This is a genomic window from Streptomyces prunicolor NBRC 13075 (genome assembly GCF_000367365.1).
GTDB classification, from domain to species: domain Bacteria; phylum Actinomycetota; class Actinomycetes; order Streptomycetales; family Streptomycetaceae; genus Streptomyces; species Streptomyces prunicolor.
Map to the genome: position 1 here is coordinate 39,989 of NZ_BARF01000012.1, position 22,335 is coordinate 62,323.

At 68.5% G+C, this 22,335-nt stretch carries 23 protein-coding genes; 17 read left to right on the forward strand and 6 right to left on the reverse strand.

Annotation, left to right across the window (positions count from 1 at the left end):
- Positions 1 to 33 precede the first annotated feature (33 nt).
- Positions 34 to 1,722: a chitinase gene (locus SPR02S_RS05310; RefSeq protein ID WP_174447522.1), complete on the reverse strand. Its 1,689-nt coding sequence runs from the start codon at positions 1,720 to 1,722 to the stop codon at positions 34 to 36.
- 408 nt (positions 1,723 to 2,130) lie between these two features.
- On the opposite strand from SPR02S_RS05310, the gene SPR02S_RS05315 reads away from it, so the two are divergent.
- The 14 genes from SPR02S_RS05315 (at position 2,131) to SPR02S_RS05380 (ending at position 13,946) form a co-directional block, all read left to right on the forward strand.
- Positions 2,131 to 2,940, forward strand: coding sequence for a hypothetical protein (locus SPR02S_RS05315; protein ID WP_304951741.1), 810 nt, complete (start codon positions 2,131 to 2,133; stop codon positions 2,938 to 2,940).
- Positions 2,941 to 3,062: 122 nt separating this feature from the next.
- Positions 3,063 to 3,776 carry a Flp pilus assembly protein CpaB gene (gene cpaB, locus SPR02S_RS05320; protein WP_019055894.1) on the forward strand — a complete coding sequence of 238 codons (714 nt, stop codon included), beginning with the start codon at positions 3,063 to 3,065 and terminating at the stop codon, positions 3,774 to 3,776.
- A 9-nt stretch (positions 3,777 to 3,785) separates the two neighbouring features.
- Positions 3,786 to 5,036: a CpaE/TadZ family protein gene (locus tag SPR02S_RS05325; protein WP_019055895.1), complete on the forward strand. Its 1,251-nt coding sequence runs from the start codon at positions 3,786 to 3,788 to the stop codon at positions 5,034 to 5,036.
- A 151-nt stretch (positions 5,037 to 5,187) separates the two neighbouring features.
- Positions 5,188 to 5,514, forward strand: a complete 327-nt coding sequence (locus SPR02S_RS55155) for a pilus assembly protein (protein WP_245607500.1) — start codon at positions 5,188 to 5,190, stop codon at positions 5,512 to 5,514.
- A 1-nt stretch (position 5,515) separates the two neighbouring features.
- Positions 5,516 to 5,887 carry a TadE/TadG family type IV pilus assembly protein gene (locus tag SPR02S_RS05335; protein WP_019055897.1) on the forward strand — a complete coding sequence of 124 codons (372 nt, stop codon included), beginning with the start codon at positions 5,516 to 5,518 and terminating at the stop codon, positions 5,885 to 5,887.
- Positions 5,888 to 5,912: 25 nt separating this feature from the next.
- Positions 5,913 to 7,253, forward strand: coding sequence for a TadA family conjugal transfer-associated ATPase (locus SPR02S_RS05340; RefSeq protein WP_019055898.1), 1,341 nt, complete (start codon positions 5,913 to 5,915; stop codon positions 7,251 to 7,253).
- An 11-nt stretch (positions 7,254 to 7,264) separates the two neighbouring features.
- Positions 7,265 to 8,206 carry a type II secretion system F family protein gene (locus tag SPR02S_RS05345; protein WP_019055899.1) on the forward strand — a complete coding sequence of 314 codons (942 nt, stop codon included), beginning with the start codon at positions 7,265 to 7,267 and terminating at the stop codon, positions 8,204 to 8,206.
- A gap of 16 nt (positions 8,207 to 8,222) precedes the next feature.
- Entirely contained in the window at positions 8,223 to 9,113 is an 891-nt protein-coding gene (locus SPR02S_RS05350; protein ID WP_019055900.1) for a DUF5936 domain-containing protein, read from the forward strand.
- Positions 9,114 to 9,137: 24 nt separating this feature from the next.
- On the forward strand, positions 9,138 to 10,676 hold the full coding sequence (locus SPR02S_RS05355; RefSeq protein ID WP_026150242.1) for a DUF8745 domain-containing protein: 1,539 nt from the start codon (positions 9,138 to 9,140) through the stop codon (positions 10,674 to 10,676).
- 79 nt (positions 10,677 to 10,755) lie between these two features.
- Positions 10,756 to 11,631, forward strand: a complete 876-nt coding sequence (locus SPR02S_RS05360; protein ID WP_019055902.1) for a response regulator transcription factor — start codon at positions 10,756 to 10,758, stop codon at positions 11,629 to 11,631.
- A gap of 211 nt (positions 11,632 to 11,842) precedes the next feature.
- A complete protein-coding gene (locus SPR02S_RS05365) occupies positions 11,843 to 12,079 on the forward strand; it encodes a hypothetical protein (protein WP_019055903.1) in 237 nt (78 codons plus the stop codon).
- Positions 12,079 to 12,690 carry a pilus assembly protein TadG-related protein gene (locus SPR02S_RS05370; RefSeq protein ID WP_019055904.1) on the forward strand — a complete coding sequence of 204 codons (612 nt, stop codon included), beginning with the start codon at positions 12,079 to 12,081 and terminating at the stop codon, positions 12,688 to 12,690. The genes SPR02S_RS05365 and SPR02S_RS05370 overlap by 1 nt, the downstream gene beginning before the upstream one ends.
- Positions 12,691 to 12,724: 34 nt before the next feature.
- Positions 12,725 to 13,303 carry a hypothetical protein gene (locus SPR02S_RS05375; RefSeq protein ID WP_019055905.1) on the forward strand — a complete coding sequence of 193 codons (579 nt, stop codon included), beginning with the start codon at positions 12,725 to 12,727 and terminating at the stop codon, positions 13,301 to 13,303.
- 55 nt (positions 13,304 to 13,358) lie between these two features.
- Positions 13,359 to 13,946 carry an OmpA family protein gene (locus tag SPR02S_RS05380; RefSeq protein ID WP_373283279.1) on the forward strand — a complete coding sequence of 196 codons (588 nt, stop codon included), beginning with the start codon at positions 13,359 to 13,361 and terminating at the stop codon, positions 13,944 to 13,946.
- A gap of 7 nt (positions 13,947 to 13,953) precedes the next feature.
- Here the strand turns inward: SPR02S_RS05380 and SPR02S_RS05385 are convergent, their stop codons facing one another.
- Positions 13,954 to 14,151 carry a hypothetical protein gene (locus tag SPR02S_RS05385; RefSeq protein WP_019055907.1) on the reverse strand — a complete coding sequence of 66 codons (198 nt, stop codon included), beginning with the start codon at positions 14,149 to 14,151 and terminating at the stop codon, positions 13,954 to 13,956.
- Between the two features lie 9 nt (positions 14,152 to 14,160).
- On the reverse strand, positions 14,161 to 15,012 hold the full coding sequence (locus tag SPR02S_RS05390) for a helix-turn-helix domain-containing protein (RefSeq protein ID WP_026150243.1): 852 nt from the start codon (positions 15,010 to 15,012) through the stop codon (positions 14,161 to 14,163).
- Between the two features lie 268 nt (positions 15,013 to 15,280).
- On the opposite strand from SPR02S_RS05390, the gene SPR02S_RS05395 reads away from it, so the two are divergent.
- Positions 15,281 to 15,769 carry an ATP-binding protein gene (locus SPR02S_RS05395; RefSeq protein WP_019055909.1) on the forward strand — a complete coding sequence of 163 codons (489 nt, stop codon included), beginning with the start codon at positions 15,281 to 15,283 and terminating at the stop codon, positions 15,767 to 15,769.
- Between the two features lie 204 nt (positions 15,770 to 15,973).
- On the opposite strand, the gene SPR02S_RS62880 is transcribed toward SPR02S_RS05395, so the two are convergent.
- From SPR02S_RS62880 to SPR02S_RS55165, 3 genes are all read right to left on the reverse strand, one after another.
- A complete protein-coding gene (locus tag SPR02S_RS62880) occupies positions 15,974 to 16,465 on the reverse strand; it encodes a hypothetical protein (protein ID WP_158697778.1) in 492 nt (163 codons plus the stop codon).
- Positions 16,466 to 16,557: 92 nt separating this feature from the next.
- Positions 16,558 to 18,432 carry an alpha/beta hydrolase gene (locus SPR02S_RS05405; RefSeq protein ID WP_158697779.1) on the reverse strand — a complete coding sequence of 625 codons (1,875 nt, stop codon included), beginning with the start codon at positions 18,430 to 18,432 and terminating at the stop codon, positions 16,558 to 16,560.
- A gap of 5 nt (positions 18,433 to 18,437) precedes the next feature.
- Entirely contained in the window at positions 18,438 to 18,806 is a 369-nt protein-coding gene (locus SPR02S_RS55165) for a hypothetical protein (protein WP_158697780.1), read from the reverse strand.
- 680 nt (positions 18,807 to 19,486) lie between these two features.
- On the opposite strand from SPR02S_RS55165, the gene SPR02S_RS64310 reads away from it, so the two are divergent.
- The gene (locus SPR02S_RS64310; protein WP_052346920.1) at positions 19,487 to 21,448 is read left to right on the forward strand and encodes a hypothetical protein; all 1,962 of its coding nucleotides are present in this window, start codon (positions 19,487 to 19,489) and stop codon (positions 21,446 to 21,448) included.
- Positions 21,445 to 22,281: a hypothetical protein gene (locus tag SPR02S_RS05420; protein WP_019055914.1), complete on the forward strand. Its 837-nt coding sequence runs from the start codon at positions 21,445 to 21,447 to the stop codon at positions 22,279 to 22,281. Before SPR02S_RS64310 ends, SPR02S_RS05420 begins: the two co-directional genes overlap by 4 nt.
- Positions 22,282 to 22,335 lie beyond the last annotated feature (54 nt).

Below are 22,335 nucleotides of genomic sequence, written 5' to 3' on the forward strand. Positions count from 1 at the left end.
GCGGTGCCGTCCTCACCTCATGCCGGTGCGCTTCTACGGCAACGCGTGCACATGCGCCCCCACCGAGTTCGACCACGAACTCCCCGCGGCCGCGTCCCAGTTCGTCGACCATGTCATCGCGCCCCGGAGGTCGGGGTACGTCTTCGACGGCTTGAAGGTGCCGCAGTTGGTGCCGGCGGTCAGGCAGTCGAGGGCGTTGTTCACGATGGTGGGGGAGACGTAGCCGCTGCCGGCCGCGCTGGTCGAGGCCGGGAGGCCCAGGCCCACCTGGGAGGGGGAGAGGCCGCCCTGGAGTTGGATGCAGGCGAGGGCTGTCAGGAAGTCGACTGTGCCCTGGCCGTAGACCTTGCCGTCGCAGCCCAGCATCGTGCCGCTGTTGTAGTACTGCATGTTGACGACCGTGAGGATGTCCTTGATGTTCAGGGCCGTCTGGAAGTACGCGTTCGACGTCGACTGCATGTCGATCGTCTGCGGGGCCATCGTGATGATGAGGGACGAGCCCGCCTTCGAGGAGAGGGACCTCAACGCCTGTGTCATGTAGGTCGCGTTGATGCCGTTCTCCAGGTCGATGTCGACGCCGTCGAAGCCGTACGTCTGCATCAGGGAGTAGACCGAGTTGGCGAAGTTCGTCGCGGACGTCGAGTCGCTCACCGAGATCGTGCCGTTCTGGCCGCCGATCGAGATGATGACCTTCTTGCCGGCCGCGTGCTTGGCCGCGATGTCCGCCTTGAACTGGTCGACCGTGTAGCCGCCGAGGCCGGCCGAGTCGAGCGTGAAGGAGACCGCGCCCGGCGTCGAGGTCGCGTCCGCGAAGGCCACCGCGATGATGTCGTACTGGGAGGAGACGGCCGAGAGCTTCTGGACGGTCGCGCCGTTGTTGAAGTTCTGCCAGTAGCCGGTCACCGCGTGCTTTGGCAGCCCCGTACCGCCGTTGCCGCCCGTCGCCGTCGTCGTGCCCGTCACCGCCGTCGACTTGCCCGACTCACCGGCCGAGTTGGTCGCCGTGATCTGGAAGGAGTACGACGTGGAGGCCGCAAGTCCCGTGATCGTGGCGGACGTTCCGGTCACCGCCGTGATCTTCGTGCCGCTGCGGTAGACGTTGTAGCCCGTCGCTCCCGACACCGCGCTCCACGCGAGGGAGACCGAGGAAGAGGTCGTCGAGGGGACCGTCACCCCCGTCGGTGTCGCCGGGACCGTCGGGGCCGGGTCGCTGCCACCGCCGCCGTCCGGGCCGTAGACCGAGATGTCGTCCGCGTAGTACGCGGCCTGGCCGTACCAGCCGTGCGTGTACACCGAGACGGACGTGGTCGAGGCGCCCGTCGTGAACGTCGTCGACAGCTGCTTCCAGGCTGATGTGTCGGGGGTCCACGTCGAGACGTCCGTCGTGCCCGTGCCGGTCACGCCCAGGTAGGAGTAGCCGCCCTGCACCCACGCGCTCAGCGTGTACGTCGAGTTGGGCTTCACCGCGACCGACTCGCTGCACTGGGCGTTGTCCTGGCCGGCCGGGGTGGCCTTCAGCGCGGAGGCGCCGCTGTGGACCGGGGACGAGACGGTCGTGCCGCTGCCCGCCGTACAGGTCCAGTTGGTCAGGCCCGACTCGAAGCCGGCGTTCTTGGCGTTGTTGATGTCGGCGGCGGACGCCTGGCCGGTGCCCGCGAAGGAGAGGGCGAGGGCGGCCATGGCGACCCCGGCCCACAGACGTCTTTTCCTGAGGACGGGCATGCCTGGTGCGCGGTCCACTGATGCCTCCGGTGGGGGAGTTGGAGGGGGCTGTGACTGTGACTGTGCCGACGGTGGCCACCGACTGGACTCCAGAGTTGGTCCAGACCAATCTCACTGTCAAGAGGTCCAGACCAACTTCCCGGTCGGTCGGACGTGCGCCCGTGCTCGGTCCAACCCGGGCCGACGCCCTGCCAGTTGCTCGACCTGTCCCGTTTTGGCGCGTTGTGTGCGATGACAGTTGCCGCACAGCTACAGAAACGCTGTTCTCCGGTCACAGGGGCGTGGTTACAGTGCTGAGGTAGTCACGCAATGAAGTCAACTCGGTGTGCCGGAGTAATGCCGGCGGGCCGACAGGCGTGAGACGGGGAGCTGCGCGTGCCAACTGCCATTGTCGTGACCAGCGCCGACATGGCGCTGCCAGCACAGGACGAACGGACCCTGCCCGCCGTCGTCCTGCGGGACCTCGATCAACGACCGCTGGACCAGGCGCTGTCGGAGATGCAGGCCCTGATCGACCAGCACGGGCATGTCGTCGTCGTGTCCTCGCAGGCCGTGTCCGAGGGTGTGGACCGACGGCTGCACACGATCCGGTCCATCCTGGAGAGCGACCGGATCGCCCTGTTCCGTCCGAATCTGCCCCCGCTCGGACTCGCCGTCCTGGCCCGCCAGTTGAGGCAGCTCGCGACCTGCGACCTGAGTCCCGGCGTGCTCGCCTCGGCCGGCCGGCTGCTCACCCACTACATCCACGCCGGCGCGGTCCTCGGCTCGGTCACCAAACTCGACCGGGTCCCCGTCGGCCTCAAGTCGCACGCCAAGTCCTGGGTGCCCGGCAGTCAGTTCGCGGTGATCGCCCACCCCGAGCCGCAGTTGGTCCGGATCGCCCCCGGAGTCGCCCTGGAGGGGCCGGAGTTCGCCACCTGGATGCTGGTCGCCAAAGGGCAGCTGCAGTCCGACTGGATCGGCACCACCCTCGCCCCGGCGTGGAACGCGATGGGGCTGCGCGAGGCCACTCTGCCCGCCGAATCGGTGAGTTGGTGGGGTACGAGCAAGTTGATCGAGTTCTGTACCTATCTGCCCGACCTATCGGTGCTGTACCAACTGGTCACCTCTGTACGGCAGTCCGTGTGCCACTGGTGCGGCATCGACGTCATCGGCGACCGTTGTGTCTTCTGCTCCGCCACACCGCCCGTTCACGAGAACCAAACATCGAGCGGATAAGTCCTCAACACACAGGACACGCTTACAGCACACGATCCGCCAGACCCGGTTCCCTCTCGCTCGATCCGCTCGATCCGCTCGTCTCCGCTTGACCGACATCCCCCAATGAGGTCGTACGGTTCATGAACTCCCGTCAGCGCCGCGGCGTGATACTCCTGCTCCTGTCGGTGATCTGCGCCCTCGGCGCGTTCGCCGGCGTCCTCTCCGTCATCCGTGACGTGAAGTCCAAGGTCGGTCCCGAGGTCGCGGCGTACCAGGTCAAGGACAACGTGGCGCCGTACACGGCCCTCACCGCCGCCCAGTTTAAGAAGATCGAGATGCCCAAGCGGTGGCTCTCGGACAACGCCGTGACCGATCTGCGGCAGATCTCGGGCAAGATCGCCGTGACCACGCTGCGCGCGGGCTCCCTGCTCCAGACCGACATGATCGTGGACCAGCCGGCCCTGCAGCCCGGGCAGCAGGAGGTCGCCATCATGATCGACGCGGCGACCGGCGTCGCCGGCAAGATCACCCCGGGCTCGACGGTCAACGTCTACGCCACCTTCGAGGGCGCGAAGGAAGGCGACCCCGACCAGTCGAAGATCATCGTGACCAACGCGAGGGTCATCGACGTCGGCCACATCACCGCCCTCGACCCCGGCAGCAACAGCGACAAGAACCAGCGGACGTCCACCGACGGCGTACCGATCACCTTCGCGCTCTCCACGCTCGACGCCCAACGCATCACCTACGCCGAGTCGTTCGCCGAGCGGGTGCGGCTCGCGCTGGTGGCGCCCGGCGGTGCCACGACCGTGCCCGAGCAGGACCGGACGTACGAACTCGCGAAGGACAAGTGAGAGGCCCGCATGCCCACCAGGATTCTTCCGGCGGTCGGAGACGCGGACGCCATCCGCGCCATCACGACCCTGCTCAGTCAGCTCCCGGACGCCGACCCGGTGGCCCCGGTGGCCGACTCGACGCAGCTCATCGACACCCTGGCCCGGCTCGCCGCCGAGTCCGTCGACGAGCTGCCCGAGGTCGTGGTGGTGCATGAACGCATCGGTCCCGTCCCGGCGTTGGAGCTGGTCCGCGAGGTCGCGCTGCGCTTCCCCGCGGTCGGCGTCATCCTCGTCACCACCGACGCCAGCCCCGGCCTCTTCCAGGCCGCCATGGACTCCGGCGCCCGCGGCCTGATCGCCCTGCCGCTGAGCTACGAGGAGTTGGCCAACCGCGTCCAGGCCGTCGCCGCCTGGTCGGTGGGCGTACGGCGCCATCTGGGCCACGGCGGCGACGTGTTCACCGGCGTCGGCGGCACCGTCGTCACGGTCAGCGGCGCCAAGGGCGGGGTCGGCGCGACCCTCGCCGCGATCCAACTCGCCCTCGCCGCGCAGGCGTCGGGCCGTAGCGCCGCGCTCGTCGACATGGATCTCCAGACCGGGGACATCGCCTCCTACCTGGACGTCCAGTTCCGCCGCTCGGTCGTCGACCTCGCCGCGATCACCGACATCTCACCCCGGGTGCTGGCCGACGCCGTGTTCCGGCACGACACCGGGATGGCGCTGCTGCTGGCCCCCGGCGAGGGCGAGCGCGGCGAGGAGGTCACCGACCGGGCCGCCCGGCAGATCGTCAGCGCGCTGCGCTCCCGCTACGAGGTCGTCGTCATCGACTGCGGCGCCCAGATGAGCGGCGCGAGCGCGGCGGCCGTCGAAATGGCCGACACGGCACTGCTGTTCACCACCCCGGACGTGGTCGCCGTACGCGCCGCGAAGCGCACCGTCCGCATGTGGGACCGGTTGCAGATCCGCAAGGCCGAGGAGACGACCATCGTCGTCAACCGGTACACGCGCGGTACGGAGATCCAGCCCGCCCTCATCCAGCGGATCACCGGCACGGCGGTCGCCGCCACCGCGATCCCCGCCAACTTCAAGGAACTCCAGGGCGCGGTGGACGCCGGCCGCCTCCACGAACTCGACAACAAGAGCGTGGTGAAACAGGCCCTTTGGGGTCTCGCGGGCGAACTCGGACTGGTCAAGGTCTCCGAAGTCGCCCAGAAGAGCGGGCGGTTGCGGGGCGGCGGCGATCGCGGCTCGGTGAGCTTCCGGCGCCGGAGAGAGTGAACGGGGGATGCGTATGCGTATGTCTTCGATGCCTGCCGTGCTGTCGACGGCTTCGCGTGAGCGGGACCGGGACCCGGACCGGAACCGAGACCCGGACCGGAGCCGGCACCGGAACCGGGACCGGGGCCAAGTCACCATCGAGTTCCTCGGCATGACCCCGCTGATCATCCTGACGCTGGTGCTGATGTGGCAGTTCGTGCTGCTGGGGTACACCTTCACGCTCGCGGGGAATGCTGCGGACGAGGCGGTGCGGGCGGGGACGGCCGCGGCCCCGGGGGAGCGGCAGGCCGCCTGCGAACAGGCAGGCCTCGACAAGCTGGACGGCCCGTGGAAGGGGGACGCCACGGTGACCTGCGGAGGCACGGGTTTCGTCACGGCCGACGTCGACCTCAAGGTGCCCGTCCTCTTCCCGGGCTCGATCGGCTTCCCCTTCACGGTGCACGGCCACGCGGGCGCCGTAGAGGAGGCGAAGGACTGACATGGCCCACGACCTCCGAGCGCGCGATCGGCGCCGAAGGGTGCGCGACCGCGGTCAAGTCGCCATCGAATACCTCGGGTTCATCCCGGTCCTGCTCCTCGTCACGCTGGCGGCGGTGCAGCTCGGGCTGGTCGCGTACACCGCGGAGCAGGCGGGGACGGCGGCCCGGGCCGGAGCGCGCAGCGCCTCGCTGAGGCAGGGTGCCCAGCCGGCGTGCAGCGAGGCCGTCAGCGACTGGCTCTCGGTCAGCTGCCCGGAGTCGTTCGGCGGCGACGCGGTCACGGTCACCGCCACCATCCACATCCCCTCCGTCATCCCTGGCTACGACTTCGGAGACGCCAGCAAGACCGCCACCATGCCGCTCGACCACTGAACGCGGAGCAAGGAGCACAGCACTCATGGGCCTGCGGGAACGAGTCAACCATCCCGAGGAGAACGGCCATCGGGGCGAGGACGGCCACATGGTCGCCACGTACCGCGCCAAACTCCTGGAGGAGATCGACCTCGCGGAGATGAGCGCGCTGGCCGCCGCCGAGCGACGGGCCCGGTTGGAGCGGGTACTCGGGCACATCATCAGCCGTGAGGGACCGGTCCTCTCGACCGTCGAGCGCTCGCAGTTGATCCGCCGGGTCGTCGACGAGGCGCTGGGCCTCGGCATACTCGAACCGCTCCTCGAAGACGCGTCGATCACCGAGATCATGGTCAACGGCCCGGACGCGATCTTCGTCGAACGCGGCGGCCGGGTCGAGCAGTTGCCGCTCCGCTTCCCCTCGCACGACCAGCTGATGCAGACCATCGAGCGGATCGTGTCGACGGTCAACCGCCGCGTGGACGAGTCGAATCCGATGGTCGACGCGCGACTGCCGTCCGGCGAGCGCGTCAACGTGATCATCCCGCCGCTCTCGCTGACCGGCGCGACGCTCACCATCCGCCGCTTCCCGCGCTCCTTCACGCTCCAGGAGATGGTCGGCTTCGGCTCGCTGGACGAGCACATGCTGTATCTCCTCGCGGGCCTGGTGCACGCGAAGTTCAACATCATCGTGTCGGGCGCGACGGGCACCGGAAAGACGACCCTCCTCAACGCGCTCTCCGGCCTGATCCCGGAGACCGAGCGCATCATCACCATCGAGGACTCCGCCGAACTCCAGCTCCAGCAGTCGCACGTGATCCGCCTGGAGGCCCGCCCGCCGAACGTGGAGGGCAAGGGCCAGGTCACCATCCGCGACCTCGTCCGCAACTCCCTCCGCATGCGCCCCGACCGGATCGTGGTCGGTGAGGTCCGAGGCGGCGAGTCCCTCGACATGCTCCAGGCGATGTCGACGGGTCACGACGGCTCGCTCGCGACGGTCCACGCGAACAGCGCGGAGGACGCGCTGATGCGCCTGAAGACCCTGGCGTCCATGTCCGAGGTCGAGGTCCCCTTCGAAGCCCTCCACGACCAGATCAACAGCGCCATCGACGTCATCATCCAGCTCACCCGCTTCGCCGACGGCGCCCGCCGCATCACCGAGATCGCCCTCCTCGACAGCCACGGCAGCGAGCCGTACCGGCTGGCGACGGTGGCCCGCTTCAGCCCACAGCCCATCTCCGCCGACGGCCGGGTCTACGGCACCTTCGAGTACTTCCCGCTCTCCCGCCGCACCGCCGACCGGCTCTACATGGCGAGCCAGCCGCTGCCGCAGGCCTTCGGCGTCGCCCACACCGCGGAACAGCTCGCCCTCAGAGAAGCCAGTAGGTAGGGACCGACCCCATGGATCTCCAGACGATCGTCACGCTCACCACCGGCATCACCCTGCTGACCTGCGTCCTGGGTGTCGCCGGCGTGCACGCCTACGCCACGGGCAGGGCGCAGCGCGCGGCTCTGGTCGACCGCCTCTCCTCGACCGGCCAGATCCAGGTGGGCCGCGTCCGCCGCTTCCGCGACCTGGACCGCAGACTGCGCCGTACGCGGCTCGGCAGGCAGCTCGAACTCCGGCTTGCGGCAACGGGGTTGGACATGACGCCGGGCGAGTTCTTCGTCTACATGCTGGGCACGGTGGCGGCGCTCTGGCTCATCGGCCAGGCGTCCCTGGCCCCCTTCTTCGGGCCGATAGCAGGCCTGTTGGGCGTCGGGGTGGCGTTCCAGTTCCTCAACTGGCAACGCCAGAAGCGCATCGAGAAGTTCATCAACCAACTCCCCGAACTGGCCCGCATCATGGCCAACGCGACCCACGCGGGCCTGGCACTGCGCACCTCGATCAGCATGGCGGCGGAGGAGCTGGAGGCACCGGCCGGCGAGGAACTCGCCAAGGTGGCCAACCAGTTGGCGGTAGGCGCCTCGATGGACGACGCGCTGAGCGAACTGGCGGACCGCCTACCGTCCCGCGAACTGGTCGTCCTGGTAACGACGTTGGTGCTCTCGAACCGGGCGGGCGGCCAGGTGGTGAGCGCCCTGCGCAACCTCACGGAGACCCTGGAGGAACGCAAGGAGACCCGCCGCGAGGTCCGCACCCAGCTCTCCCAGGTCAACATGACGGCGTACGCCGTTCCGGTGATGGGCGTGGGCGCCCTCTTCCTGATGGACGGCGTCAAACCCGGCGCCCTGGAACGGATGACGGGCTCCCCGATCGGCCAGGCCTGCGTGATCATCGCGTTCGGGCTGTACGCGGTCGGCTTCATCCTCATCCGCCGACTGTCCCGCATCGACGTCTGAGGGGAGGAGAGCAGACATGGTGGCACTGGCACTCGGCCTGGTGATGGGCCTCAGCGTGTGGGGCGTCTTCGCGGGCATCCGCATGTACCGGGCGGACGCGAAACTCCCCAGCGACCTCGTCCTGGCCCTGGAGGTCGGCGCGACCCGCACCGGCGCGGTCGACTCCCTCATCGACCGCATGGGCATGCGCTACGCCCCGATGGTCCTACGCCTGATGGGCCCCAGGCTGGTCGCCAAGTACCGCCGCAAGATAGACCTCGCGGGCAACCCCGGCGGTCTGACCATCGACCGCTACGCGGCCCGCCGGGCGGTCTACGGCTTCCTCGGCGGCTTCGGCGGCCTGCTGATGCTGCTCGAAGGGCACTACATCGTCGCCCTCATCCTGTTCGCCTTCGGCGCGTTCTGGACGGAGGTCGGCATCTGGTCGGCGATCCGCATCCGCAAGGACGTGATCGAACGGACCCTGCCGGACTTCCTCGACGTCCTCGCGGTCGTGGTGAGCGCGGGCCTGGGCTTCCGCCAGGCCCTGGACCGCGTCGCCTCGAAATACGAAGGGCCGTGGGCGGACGAACTCCGCATCACCCTCCGCCAGATGGACCTCGGCATGAGCCGCCGCGCCGCCTTCGCCGAGCTCCGGCGCCGGAACGACAGCGAGCAAGTGGCCATGTTCGTCACGGCGTTGCAGCAGGGGGAGGAGCTGGGGGCGCCGATCGTGGACACGTTGGTGTCGCTGGCGAAGGACATGCGCCGCACGGACGCGCAGAACGCCCGTCGTAAGGCGGCCCGTGCGGTCCCCAAGGCCACCATGATGATCACCACGTTCATGGTCCCGGCCACGCTGCTGCTGCTGGGCGCGGGGCTGTTGCTCGGCTCCGGCACGGACTTCAGCACGCTCACGGGCAAGTAGACGGGGACGGGGGCGACTTGACCGATGGCGACCACGGACGAACGTGCACGTACGGGACTGCTGCGCCGCCGCCCCAAACCGCCGGAGATCACGACACCGCCGGCGGGGACGGTGCTGCCGGAGCATGTGCGGTCGGGGGCGACGGACATTCCGGTGACTTCGGTGACGCCGGCGCGGGCGAGGCTGTCGGGGGTACCGAGGCCGCCGGCACAGCCGGGCATGGAACGGCTGGCCGCCGACGGTGGGGGAGCCCCACAGGGGCCACCCGCACCCGACCACGAAGGCGAAACGGGTGGTGCGGGTGGGAACACGATCCCGGCCGAAGGCCGGGGAGCTCCCCAACCCGCCCTCCCCATCCAGATCAGCGCGCTACAAGCAATGTGCAGGCAGGTCTTCGGCTTCCGCCTCGCGATGATCGCCCTGGCCGCCCCCTCCGCCCTCCTCAACGCCACCCCCGGCGTAGCAACCCGCCTGGTAGGCGCAGCAGTAGTGGTCACCTTCATGGCCTCCTACACCCTGTTCCGAGACTGGGAACGCTTCGGCCCCCTCCTCCTACGCCACCCCTCCCTCCTGGCCGTAGACACCCTCTTCGGCTCCCTGCTCCTGATCTCGGCAGGGCCCACCAGCACGCTCGCCTACGTCAGCGTCTGCACCCCCCTCCTCGCCGGCATCGTCTACGGCTGGCGAGGCGCCGCCGCCTTCGCGAGCCTCCAGGCGTTGATCCTGGCGCTGGCACAGACCGCCGCGGCGGACGCGCACAAGGGCGTGGCGCAGTTCTTCCTGCTCCCCGGCCTGTGTGTGATCGCCGGCGCGGTGGGGGTAACCCTGCGCAAGCTGATGCTCCGCTTCGGCGAAGCCACGACGGCCTTGACGACGGTCCAAGCCCGTCTCGCCGTAACGGAAGCAGTCGGGGCCGAACGAGCCCGCCTGGCAAGGGAGTTGCACGACTCGGTGGCGAAGACCCTGCACGGCGTGGCACTCGCGGCGGACGGACTGGCCGGTTCGGCGGGCGCGGACCACATGAACCCGACCCTGATCAGGCAACAGGCGGAACTGGTGGCCCGCTCGGCGCGCAGGGCGGCGGCGGAATCCCGCGAACTCCTTGCGGACCTACGGCGCGAGGCCGACCCGGACGAGGGCACGGACGTACTGGTCGAACTGGCCGCCCGCACAAGGGACTTCAGCACCAGGACCGGCCTGCCCACGACCTACCGCCCGACCGGCGAACACGGCGTGCCGCCGGTCCCGCCCGCCGTGGCCCGCCAACTCCTCACCATCGCGACGGAAGCGATGGAGAACGCCCACCGCCACGCGACCCCCACCAAGGTCGACGTGGAGGCCGGGGTCCACGACAACCTCCTCCGCATCAGCGTCTACGACGACGGCCGCGGCCTGCCTGCCGGCACCACCCTGGAACAGCTGCGCAGGGCAGGCCACTTCGGCCTGGTCGGCATGGTCGAACGGGCGGCGTCGGTCGGCGCCCGCATCCGCATCGGCAAGGGCGGCCACGACGCGGGCACGGAGGTCCGCCTGGAACTCCCGCTGGGAGCCCTGGCGAGGTAAGCGACACACAGCCGTACTCACCCTCCACACACACAAACGACCTGAGAGACCTGAGAGTTCTGAGAGGAGGCAGCCAGCCATGCCGGACCACACGACGCCCCACCCCGGCGCTCCCCAGCCGCCACCGAACCCCTTCGGCAACTTCCCGCGACCGGACCCGAGTTCACCCCTCCGGGTCGTCGTGGCCGACGACAACCCGGTGGTCCGCGCCGGCCTGACGGCCCTGTTGTCGGGCCGCGCGGACATCACGGTCGTAGCGGAGGCGACGGACGGCAGAGAGGCCTACGAGGCGGCCCACTTCCACCGCCCCGACGTGGTCCTGCTGGACGTCCGCATGCCGGGCGTGGACGGCATCTCGGCGCTGCCGTACCTGGTGCGGATCGCCCCGGTCGTGATGCTCACGTACAGCAGGGAGTCGGAGATCGTCCGGGAGGCGTTGCGGCGCGGGGCGGGCGGTTATCTGGTCCACGGCGAGTTCACGGCGGACGAACTGGTCGCCGCCGTAAGGGACATCAGGCAGGGCAGGGCCCATTTCACGCCATCCGCGGCGGGCGCCCTGCTGGCACAGCTACGACAGGAACGAACCGGCCCGCCACTGCCCGAGGGCCTGGGCTCCTACGAGTCTCAACTAGGTGCACCTGCAAACGGAACAACTTCTTTGGGGCCGCACCACGGCTCGAATTCACCAGAACCCCTTTCGCGATTGCAATTACCTGTGAGACAGTCATCCTTGGACAGGTCACGGTTCCAACTGAGCGCGAGGGAGGCGGAGATCATGGACCACATCGCGTCCGGCATGACCAACCAGCAGATCGCCGCCACCTGCTTCATCTCCGAGAAGACCGTCAAGAACCACATCAACCGCATCTTCGCCAAGCTCCACAGCACCAGCCGCTCCGAGGCCGCCGCCAAGTGGCTTGGTACGGCGCCGGGTTCGGCCCGAGGGCTGGGGTGACGCGTGACACCGCGACGGGGCACCCAACTGCCGGGCCCGCGGTCCCGGTTCGGCGACGGACGGGCCAAGAGCGAAGGGTGGCACTCCGATTGGGCCCGATTTTGGGCCCTGGGACCCTCTGACGCGCCGCTGTTTCGGGCATACCGTTCTCATGTCGAAAGCGGCACCGGCGACGAGGAAGCCGGTAACGCGTCACTCGGAGGGGAACACCATGAGCGACCTGATGCTGAAGACCGCCGTTGCGACCAAGGCGCGCGTGAACAGCTGGAAGAACACGACCGTCGCGGCCCTTCAGCGGCGAGCCGGCGACAAGGGCCAGACAGCGGTGGAGTACCTGGGCATCATCGCGGTGGTGGTGGCGATCGTGCTGGCGATCACGGGTACGTCCATCGGGCAGACGATTCTCGACGCGATCAACAACAAGATCTCCGAGGTCACCGGCGGCTGATGACGCCCCGTAGGTACAGCGACGCAGGGCAGGCCTTCCCCATCTACATCACGGTGGTGGCGGGTCTGCTCTTCCTCGCGTTCGCCTACGTCGCGGTCGGCCAGGCCGCGGTGAACCGGGGCGGCGCCCAGACGGCCGCCGACGCGGCGGCGCTCGCGGCGGCCCAGGACACCCGGGACCAACTCGCGGGCAAGTGGGTGGAGGATGTACTCGATCCGACCAAGTGGCAGGAGATCTTCGACGGCGACGTGGCGGGACTCGTCGATTCGTGCGGGCGGGCCGGCCAACTCGCGGCCCAGAACGAGGCCCACATGACCGGGGCCGGGTGCCAGTGGCAACCAGGGCTCCCCCCGGGCTACGAGGTCGCCGTCGAAAGTGACAAGCCGGTCGGAGACTCGATCGTCCCCGGCACGGAGGACCAGCACTCGACAGCCCGTGCCACAGCCGTGATCGAGTCGCTCTGCACGTTCCCTCCCCTCGGCGCGGACGCCGGGGACGACGTGCTGCCGAAGCTCACCTGCAAGAACGGCGACGAGTGGGACCTGGACCCGCTCCACCTCACCGATCTACCGGGACCCGAGGACCTCTTCGACGTCCATCTGGCCGACTGACAAGCGAACGACGAGTGATGAGGGAAGCAGAGTCATGAGCATTCGGTTCACTTCGACGGCCCGCAGGGGGACGGTCGCCCTGGCTGTCGCGGCCGGTCTGGCCCTCGGCGTGGCCGGCTGCGGGAGTGGCGACGACAACAAGAAGCCGGACACCCCGGCGTCGGCCTCCAAGACCAGCGGATCCGATCCGAGTGCTCAGGAGGGCCAGTCGGACGCGCCCTTGGCCGAGGTGAAGGGCTCGAACGGCCTTGCCCTGGACATCACTTCAGCCACACGGGACTCAGGCGGCTTCGTCACCGTGAACGGCAATCTGAAGAACGACGCGGACAAAAGTGTCGTGATTCCGGCCGCGTTGAGCGGCAACGAGACCGAGGTCATCAGGAACGGCCCGTCGCTAGGCGGCGCCACGCTCGTGGACTCGAAGGGCAAGAAGCGCTACTACGTGCTGCGCGACACGGACGGCCGCCCGCTGACGACAACGGGCATAACGACGATCAAGTCGGGCGACGAGCTGTCCGTCTTCATGCAGTTCCCGGCCCCCCCATCCACCACCACCGAAGTCTCCTTCGAACTACCGACGTTCTCCGTCGGCACGATCAAGATCTCCGGGTGACGCGACCGTGACCACCACTCCCCGTCTCGCCCTGGTCGTGACCGCCGCCACGATCATGGTCGCCGCGAACATCGTCGGCGCGGTGGCGGCGCACGCCGACGACACCCCGAGCCCGAGCGTCCCACCGGGCACCGAGGCCTCCGCCTCCGCCCCGGTGCAGGTCGACCCGAACGACCCGGACCTGAAACTCCCCGAAGGCGCGACGCTCGCCGCAGCCAAGGTTCTGGACATCAAGTCGGTCGTCGAGGACCAGGGCGGTGAGGAACGCCGTGAGGACACCAACTCGGACGTGACCTTCGCCCTCCAGGCCGAGGTCCTCTTCAGCAAGAACAGCGCCAAGCTGAGCGCCGAGGCGAAGTCCCGTATCGACACGATCGCCTCGGAGATCAAGAAGCAGAACGCGTCGACGGTCCGCGTCTTCGGCTTCACGGACAACCTCGGCTCGTCCGCACACGGCGACGTCCTGTCCAAGCAGCGGGCCGACGCCGTACAGGCGGTCCTGGACTCGGACTTGAACAACCCGGCCATCACCTTCGAGGTACGCGGCTACGGCGAGCAGTACCCGATCGCCGACAACTCGACGGAGGCCGGCCGCAAGAAGAACCGAAGGGTCGAGGTGACGTTCCCCCGCACGGAGAGCTGAACAGCGTTCAGCCTTGCAGGAGATGGTCGGCCTTGCCCGCCTTGATGTCCCGGATGAGCGTACGGAGGGCCTCGCGGCTGTCGGTGAGGTAGAGGTCCTCCTCTCCGGCGACGGCGATGTAGGCGTTGCCATCGTCGTCGGTGCCTATGCGGAAGCAGTTGGCGCCCTCGGCGCAGAAGGGCTCTTCCCAGGTGATCTCCGGCATGGTCGCTCCTCAGTGGTGGCGGGCAATTTCACGGATGAAGTCGCGGGACGCGCTGGGCGAGAGTGAGGCGGACTCCATCCAGTCCAAGTGGGCGCGGTACTTGTCGAGTTGTGACTGGCCATGGGTGAACTCGGGACCGTGCGCGGAGTCGAGTTCCACGGTGTCCAGTTGAGCAACGGGTCCTTCGGCGTATACGACCGCCTGGCCGGCTCCTGGGAGTGCCCCTGCGCTGAAGGGGATCACGCGTACGTGGATGTTGTCACGGTCCGAGACGTCGCACAGGTGCTCCAGTTGCACGCGCATCACCTTGGCTCCGCCGAACTCCACGTGCAGGGCGGCCTCGTGGACGTATCCGACGTATGTGATCGGTTGATCGCGGTACATCACCTGCTGACGTTGCAGGCGGAGGGCTACACGCAACTCGATCTCCGCCGGGGACAGAGGCGGAAGTGCGGCACCGAACAGGGTCCGGGCGTAGCCGTCGGTCTGAAGCAGGCCAGGCACGATCATGGTCAGACCTGCCCGTACGCTCTTGGCGAGCCACTCCAACTCTGCGATGTCGAGGAGTCCTGCGGGGAGTTGTCCCCGGTAGACCTCCCACCACCCGCGCGTGCGGTCGCTCGCCATGTCGGCCAGGGCTTCGACGTAAGCCTCGTCGCGACACGCGTAGTTGCAGGCAAGCGTGCGCAGGCGATCCGGGCTGATGGTGCGAACCCCGGCCTCGATGTTGGAGATCTTCGCCCTGTCGAGGCCCAGTAGCCCTGCGGCGTATTCCGTGGATACGTCTGCTGCGAGGCGCATCTTGCGCAGTTCGGCGCCCAGCCGTTTCTGGCGCTCGGTAGGTGTTGACCTTGGCGGCATGTGTCAGCTTCCTCCAGCGGTTGTGGCGCAAGTCTGCCCCCGAGCAGCCGGGTTGGTCCAACACGGCAGTGGTAATTCTGCAGATTGGGTGGCAATGAGCCACGCAATCCTCTACGTTCGGTGATGGGTCGACTACGCCCCCTCCGCCGAACCGGAAGCGCATCACGCGAGCCTGCCCGCATCTCCTCCCCTGGGAGGGGCGGGTCCGCGTCAGGGAGACAAGCCACCGTGCGGAGCCACAACACACCCTCTGGCCAAGGGAGTTGCCATGACCTGCTCGATCCCGACCGGAGTGGACCTGCCACCCGCACCACCGACCCCCGAAACCCTTGCCTACAGCCTCACCCTCCCCGCCGCCCCGCAGAGCCCGTCGATCGCCCGCGCGGCGACCCGTGTGGTGCTGCGGGCCCACGGCCTCCAGGACGTGACCGACGCGGCGGTACAAGTGGTGAGTGAACTGGCTGCGTATGCCTGCCGGTTCACGCCGACCGCCGAGGTATACGTATCCCTCCGCTATCGCGAAGGCGCCCTGCGCGTGAACATCTACGACGGGCATCCGCGCCACGCCCACGCGCGTCTCTCCGCCGCCTGCGACGCCCGGCGCCGCGCGAACCTGCGGGTGCTGGCCTGCGTGGTACGGGCCTGCGGCGGTGACTGGGGCATCGGGGCCGCGGGCGAACCGGGCGGAGGCGCCCGCATGTGGGCGGTGCTGCCGAGAGAGGGAGCGCGCGGCTTCACGGGCGTCGACGCGGCCTGAGCGACGGGGGTGGGCCGGGACTGGTTCGGTGGGGACGACGCTGTGCCTGCTGAACCGCTCCGGTCGACTCGTGAGACCGGTTCGCTGTCCAGCCGAGGCCCAGAACGTTCACTACTGGGTCTTCGAAGTCGAGTGGTTGCCGACGGGGCCCAAGGGGTCGACCCACGAGATTGCTCAAGCCAGCGTCAGTCGGCCGAGCGTCGGTCAGTACTCCTTGCTGAGGTCGGTGCCTTCGGGGGCGCGGTAACAGCCGGAGACGACGTGGACCAGGATCAAGGGTTGCTTTTTTCCCGACGAACCTGTGATGTGCAGTGATGCATCGACCGAGAAGGGTTCATTCTCTGAATCGGCGGTGAGTTCAAGGTTCTTGTTCGCGCTGGTGTCGGGGCCGTAGTCGACGATTTTCCAGCCGTTCTTGGGCAGTTGTTCCCGCAGGCGCTGGAATCCGACCTTCAGTTTTTCGGGTGCCACCTCATAGACCGACCAGGGGTGGCGCAGGAGGTAGAGGTGTTCGGGATCTCTGTCGCATGGGGATACGCCCGCTCCTCCCTGAGTCACTTGGCCTTCTGTGATGCCGATCATGTCGAGAATCTGGCTAGAGATGTGGTTGGCCTTCGCCCTGGCCTTGTCCACGGCGAGGGTGGCTGGTTTGGGGCTGCTTTCGCTGGCAGCGTCGTTCGCGTTCTCGGTGTTCACGCTTTTTGAGCATCCCGTCATGATGAGGGGCAGGACGATGGCCACAGCGAAAGAAGCGCGTCGACGCCGTGCCGACTGATGCCTGAGACGGTTCACTTGTCTTCCTTAACATCACCGTAATTGCCAACAACAACCGCCCCCTGGTTCGCCAACGACAGCGAACCCCTGTCCCAATAGCCGCTGTGCCCGCTGGTGTCCACGTCCATCCGATGCGCCCCGAACGCCTCGTCGGACGGGATGGTCGTGATGTAGCCGGCGTTGACGGGAACCCCGTGGTAGTACTCCACTCCCCATTTCTCCCCGCCCAGGAACGGTTTGCCGATGTAGGGCACGGGATCGTCGCTGGCGGCCTCGGACCATACGTGTTTGCTGCCCACGTCCAGGTCGCTCGCGTCGCCCACCAGCATGCCCGGACTGCCCGCGACCACGATGTCGTCGGCGGCGATGTGGTGTTCCTTGGCGGCGGCGCCGACGAGGGTGGTGCCGTAGCTGTGGGCGATGACCGTCGTGTGGCTGGCGTCGGCGCCGCCCTGTGCGGTCTGTACGCCGTCCAGGAAATTGTTGAGCGTGGGCGCGGAGTCGTAGGCGTAGCTCGCCCGTGGGGAGTCGGTGAGGATGTTCTGCGGGGCGTCGTAACCGATCCAGGTGATGGTGGAGGTGGACTCGCCGGGAGCCTGAGCATCGGCCTCCCTCCACGTTTCCGTCATCCGCTTGATGTCACCGCCCGCGTTCTCCAGCTTCGACCCCGTCCCCGGCACATACACGGCCGTGTTGTCCGCCGTGTCCGGGTTCCCGTTGGCGATGATCGTGTGCCCGTCGCCGTGGGTGTCGAAGCCCAGCAGGTATGCCTGCGGCAGGCCGGACTCACCGTTCTCGCCGGGAACGCCGCTTGCGTCCAGTCTGGCCTGGACCGCATCCATTCCCTTGAGTTGGGACCGCAGCCGCTCACCGCCCCCGGCCTGCCACTGTCGCCAGGCCGGGTTGACCACAGCCGTGGGTGGGTTGCCAGCCTGGACGTAATGCGGTGGTTCGGGCCCCAGGCGCTCGTACTGCTGCGATACCTGGGCGTGCGTTTCCGCCAGCACCATGCGGTTGGAGGTGTCGCGTACCTCGGAGGGCAGGCCGTCGAGCGCGCCGATCTCGGCGGGGTAGAGCGTCGCGTACTCGTCGCGCTGGTCGGTGCTGAGGCCGTCCCACCATTTCCTGTTCTGGGCGGGGGACTTACCGTGCGGAATGCTCTTCTTGTCGAGGAAGCCGCCCACGGCCCTGCGGACGGCCTGCATGTCCACCGCGGCGTCCACGAGCATGACGTCGGTGACCTCCAGCCCGGCCGGGGCCTTGAGCTTGCGGAGTACTGGTGCGTAGCGGGCGTCGATCTCGCCCGCCGTCCGCACGGCGCTCGCGATGCGTTCCGCGATGTCCTCGGCCCTGGCCTTGTTGGGGTTGCCGCCGCCTTCGCCCATGCCGGGCAGGTAGGGGACAGGGGCGCCCGCTCGCGCGGTGCCGCCGCCCGCGCCCGGAGCGAACGGCACGGAAGGACCGACCGGCGACTTGCCCGGGGCGTACGGTCCGTAGACGACCGGGGTGGCGGTGCCGTCCTTCGAGACGGGCGGGGGATACGTCACCGAACCGTCCTCGTTCACCGTGAAGGTGAGCGTCTCGGCCTCTTCCAGTGCCTGTTTCAGCGTTCGCTGAGGTGTCTCCAGGTCGGCGGCGAGGGATTCCAGAGTGGTCCGGATGAGCCCGCATTCACTTTGTGTGTACTGGTAGTTGCGGCTCAGGCGGTCCAGTTCACCGGCCGCCTTGGTAGCCGTCTCGCCCTTCTGGGTGGACCGGACGGGAATCGTCATCTCCCGGTCGACCCGGAGGCGGGCGGTGTCCGCGCGGTGGCTGACCTTGCGCCAGCCGTCGGCGGCGTCCCGGTACGCGGACAGCTTCAGGTCGCGCAGTTGTCGCCAGGTGGGCACCGGTGTCACCTCGCCCAGTCCGGACTGCTATCGGTCGGAATGTTGTCAGCCCCGCGGCCGACCTGATGGTCGACCTCACCGAAGTGCTTCCCTGTCCTGGCCAGGGTCCCGTGCAGCCGTCCGCATTCGTCACGGACCGCCGTGAGTCGTATCTCCCAGGTGGCACGTGTCTCGTTCAGCGCGGCCGTACAGTCGAACCCTTCGGCGCCGCCGGCCGCACCGGCGTCGGCTTCCCTGAGGTCGGTCAGACCGCTGTTGGTGTCGGTGCGCAGTTCGTCCGCGACACCGGACGCGCTTGTCCACGGCGTCCCGCTGATCCGCAGGTCGGCATCGCCGTCCCCGCTTCCGCCTCCATCGGCGCTCGCCAGTCGCATGCGGGTGCCTCCCGCATCACCGGCACGGGGCGGGACGCCCACAGCCTGTTCCCAGTCGAACCCCACGTTGCCCTCATCCCCGTTATCCCGTTCATCCCCGTTAACCCAGCCTCGCAATGCCGCGCCATGTCAACAACCGCTCGCGCGCCCGGTGTTGGCCGTGGGAACGTAGCAACATCCGGAGTGAAAAGACCACCCGATCCGCTGACGAGCGCCGAAGCGCAAAAGCTCCGCTTCACCTTGTCGCCCAGTCCTGTGCCGAGCTGCCACGCTGCCTGAGTCCTGAGCCGTCACGGACGTTACGCAACGCTCGCCCCTCCTCGTATCCGTGTGATCCACCACGCCGGGTGAGTACGCGTACTCACGTCCCCGTCGGCGCCCTGCTACCGCAGTAGCCACAGCGGGGTTGTGCAACACCGTCTCGTCGAGCGGGAGTTCGGCGGAACAGTGCCCGGGCTCGGTGGGGATCGGCTTGCCCGGTCCACCCGGGGTTCTTTCGGGCCCACCCGGCGTTTGGGCGTCCTTTTGGGTCCACGGACCCATCTCGGGCACGCGCCCCGTCCCTAGCCTTAGCCGTGTTGTGGACCAATGCCGGGGAGACCGGCGGGAGTCGCCACCCAGGGGGAGACATGGCGTCGGTCGGAGGGATATCCCGGCCCGGGCAGGGTGGGCGTCAAGAGATGCCTGGAGAACTCTCCGCCGCCCTGGTGCTGGTGCACGTCCTCTTCGCGGTCACCGTCGTCGGCGGGCTCGGCCTCCTGATGACCGCCACGTCGTACGACGCCCTCGACGGACAGGTCATCGCCCTCGTCGCGTACGCCGCCGCACCCGGCGTCCTCGGCTGGTGGCTGGCCCGGCGGAGTCGGGAGGGCGGGGTCCGCGTCCGGCGTGGACTCGTCGCCGTACAGGGCTGGTTGATCCTCGGCGGGGTCGTGAACCTCGCCTCCGGATCCGCCCGAGGCGGCCTGCAGTTGCTCCTGCCGATCCTCATCCTCCTCTTCCTGTCCCGCCCCGAGAGCCGTCAGTGGTACGACCTCGCCGGACCGGAGCGCGTCGAGCGCCGCCCGTTCTCCCTCTCCCGGCTGATCCGTTGGCGCCGGGACGAGGGGCAGACGGCGGTCGAGTACGCCGGGTTCATCGCCATCGTCGCCGCGATCATCACCGCCCTGCTGGTCACCGGCCTCGGCCCTCAGATCTTCGGCGGCATCCAGTCGGAGGTCTGCAAGGTCACCGGCATGGCCTGCCCGGCCCCGGCAGACGGCGACACGGACGCGACCGCCGAAAAGAACAACGGCAACGGCCCCACCGACACGAGCACCACGGGCACCACGACCGACACCGCCGACGACAAGAAGCCCGCCCCCGCCCCGGCCGCCGACGGCTGCTTCTCCGGCGTAGGCGCCTTCTTCGGCTGCGCAGGCAACCAGGTCAAGCAAGTCGGCCAAGGCCTCTTCGTCGACGGAGTGTGGGGCGACCTCACCGGCATCTACGACATGGTCAGCCACCCGATGGACACCCTGAAGGGCATCGGCGACTACGGCAAGCAACTCGGCGACGACTGGTCGCAGAATTCCAAGGACGCCGGCAAGAAGTGGTCCGACGGCGACTACGGCGGCGCGCTGTGGGACTGGACCGGTGCCTCCGTCAAGACGGGCGGCACGGTCCTCTACGACGTGTTCATCGGCGACGACGTCGCCAAGGACTGGAACAACGGCGACAAGACCCGTGCGGTCAGCCACGTCCTCTGGAACGTCGGTTCCCTCTTCATTCCCGGTTACGACGGCGCGAAGATCGTCGAGAAAGTCGGCGACCTGGGCAAGATCGGCAAACTGGGAAAGCTCGGCGAACTCGCCGAAAAGGCGGCCAAGGCGGCGGAGGACGCGAAGAAGGCGGCCAAGGCCGGCGACGCGGCGGGCGCCGAAAAGGCCGCCAAGGAAGCCGACGACGCAGCCGAGGAAGCGGAGCGGAAGGCCGAGAAGACCGGCTGCACAATCGGCGCGCCCAGCCGCCGTATCCCGTACGACGGCAATGCCCCCGACACCCCTGGAAACCTCACCGGGTCTCCCGGTACCGGCACCACCGTCCTCGCCACCGCCGCCACCTCCCCCTACGTCCTCCTCGCCGAGGACGGCTGCGACGAGGACGCCGAGAAGGAGGCCGAGGAGGCCCGCAAGCAGGCGGACGAGGCCGACAAGGCGGCGGACCGTTGGGAGGCGGGGGACGACGTCGCCGGCCCCGCGCGGGGAAAGACGCTGAGGTTCCCCAACAAGCGGCACACCATCAGCGGAGCGGGAAGCGGTCAGGTCAAGGAAGCGAACACCGTGATCCTCCGCGGGAACGAGGACCTGGTCCGCGCGGACATCGAGGGCATCGCGAAGAGCCGAGCCACGCTTTCGGCCGACGGGAACACGTACGAGATCAACGGCCGCAAGTACCGGGTCGAGGACAACGGAACGGTTTTCCCGGTCTCCGGCCCAGGCTTGGTCGACATGGACCGCATTGAATACGCTGCGCTGAAGGAGATCGTCCGGAACAAGGGTGACCTCGCCAAATCCCAGCAATTGCAGCGTGACCCCAAGTTCGTCAACAACCCCGAGAAGGTGGCGAAGGCGAAGCAGGTCTACGACGGGACGTACAAGTGATCGCGAATGTCTTCACCGTCACGGACCTCGGACCGGTGGACCTCCGCAGGGCACTGGCGGATCTGCTGGGCGTGGCGGCGGAAGCGGTCGATGTCGCGGACCGGGACGGAGACCAGGAGACAAGACGCTGGGACGCACCGGTCCTGTGCACCTACCGCGTACTGCCGCTCGGCGATCTGGCACTGGAACTCGACCTCTCTGTCGAGGACGGGACGGCCGGCACCCGCACGGAGGCGGACCTGGCGCACGGACTCGCGGTCCGGACGGCGACGTCGGTCCTCTACCCCGCACAGGACCTCGGCCTGGACAGCGCCTACTGGGTCGCCGTGCCGGACGGCCGTGCCGTGCGCTGCCGGTTGGAGACGATCGACTCCGACGAGGACACGACGTACCGGGTCGACGCAGTGGAGGAACCCGTCACCGATCTTCCACGCGCCACGGTGGAGTACCTCCCCGAAGCGCTGGACGGAGAGCCCATCCAGACCCCCGTCGCCGACGCCTTCCTGAGCACGTACCCCACGGGAACGACAGCGAGCGTGGAAGGACGCGTCCACTACAACCTCCGCGTATGGGAACGCCTCATCCGCCGCCTGGCCGCCGACTGGAGCCCGTCGGGCCGATACCGCGAGGACCTTTTCCTGCGCGACCTCCAGGCACGAGACGACCTGGCAAGCCTGGTGACCGAGGTCGACACCGAGCACACCGACCCTCTCCACGAGGCGTTGACACGTCTGGACGACGAGTTCCGCAACCGCACGGAGCCCGCCAACGACACCCCCCCGACGCCCGAACGCTGGTGGCGGGACCGCACCCCGAGGACCACCCCCTGGTGACCCGACCCACACCCCCCAACCCCCACGCGCCCGCAGCCGCCAAACAACGGGAGT

Excerpts from the sequence above, each read along its gene's own strand:
- SPR02S_RS05310 (WP_174447522.1), bottom strand. The coding sequence starts at position 1,722 with ATGCCCGTCCTCAGGAAAAGACGTCTGTGGGCCGGGGTCGCCATGGCC.
- SPR02S_RS05315 (WP_304951741.1), top strand. The coding sequence starts at position 2,131 with ATGGCGCTGCCAGCACAGGACGAACGGACCCTGCCCGCCGTCGTCCTG.
- cpaB (WP_019055894.1), top strand. The coding sequence starts at position 3,063 with ATGAACTCCCGTCAGCGCCGCGGCGTGATACTCCTGCTCCTGTCGGTG.
- SPR02S_RS05325 (WP_019055895.1), top strand. The coding sequence starts at position 3,786 with ATGCCCACCAGGATTCTTCCGGCGGTCGGAGACGCGGACGCCATCCGC.
- SPR02S_RS55155 (WP_245607500.1), top strand. The coding sequence starts at position 5,188 with ATGACCCCGCTGATCATCCTGACGCTGGTGCTGATGTGGCAGTTCGTG.
- SPR02S_RS05335 (WP_019055897.1), top strand. The coding sequence starts at position 5,516 with ATGGCCCACGACCTCCGAGCGCGCGATCGGCGCCGAAGGGTGCGCGAC.
- SPR02S_RS05340 (WP_019055898.1), top strand. The coding sequence starts at position 5,913 with ATGGGCCTGCGGGAACGAGTCAACCATCCCGAGGAGAACGGCCATCGG.
- SPR02S_RS05345 (WP_019055899.1), top strand. The coding sequence starts at position 7,265 with ATGGATCTCCAGACGATCGTCACGCTCACCACCGGCATCACCCTGCTG.
- SPR02S_RS05350 (WP_019055900.1), top strand. The coding sequence starts at position 8,223 with ATGGTGGCACTGGCACTCGGCCTGGTGATGGGCCTCAGCGTGTGGGGC.
- SPR02S_RS05355 (WP_026150242.1), top strand. The coding sequence starts at position 9,138 with ATGGCGACCACGGACGAACGTGCACGTACGGGACTGCTGCGCCGCCGC.
- SPR02S_RS05360 (WP_019055902.1), top strand. The coding sequence starts at position 10,756 with ATGCCGGACCACACGACGCCCCACCCCGGCGCTCCCCAGCCGCCACCG.
- SPR02S_RS05365 (WP_019055903.1), top strand. The coding sequence starts at position 11,843 with ATGAGCGACCTGATGCTGAAGACCGCCGTTGCGACCAAGGCGCGCGTG.
- SPR02S_RS05370 (WP_019055904.1), top strand. The coding sequence starts at position 12,079 with ATGACGCCCCGTAGGTACAGCGACGCAGGGCAGGCCTTCCCCATCTAC.
- SPR02S_RS05375 (WP_019055905.1), top strand. The coding sequence starts at position 12,725 with ATGAGCATTCGGTTCACTTCGACGGCCCGCAGGGGGACGGTCGCCCTG.
- SPR02S_RS05380 (WP_373283279.1), top strand. The coding sequence starts at position 13,359 with ATGGTCGCCGCGAACATCGTCGGCGCGGTGGCGGCGCACGCCGACGAC.
- SPR02S_RS05385 (WP_019055907.1), bottom strand. The coding sequence starts at position 14,151 with ATGCCGGAGATCACCTGGGAAGAGCCCTTCTGCGCCGAGGGCGCCAAC.
- SPR02S_RS05390 (WP_026150243.1), bottom strand. The coding sequence starts at position 15,012 with ATGCCGCCAAGGTCAACACCTACCGAGCGCCAGAAACGGCTGGGCGCC.
- SPR02S_RS05395 (WP_019055909.1), top strand. The coding sequence starts at position 15,281 with ATGACCTGCTCGATCCCGACCGGAGTGGACCTGCCACCCGCACCACCG.
- SPR02S_RS55165 (WP_158697780.1), bottom strand. The coding sequence starts at position 18,806 with ATGCGACTGGCGAGCGCCGATGGAGGCGGAAGCGGGGACGGCGATGCC.
- SPR02S_RS64310 (WP_052346920.1), top strand. The coding sequence starts at position 19,487 with ATGCCTGGAGAACTCTCCGCCGCCCTGGTGCTGGTGCACGTCCTCTTC.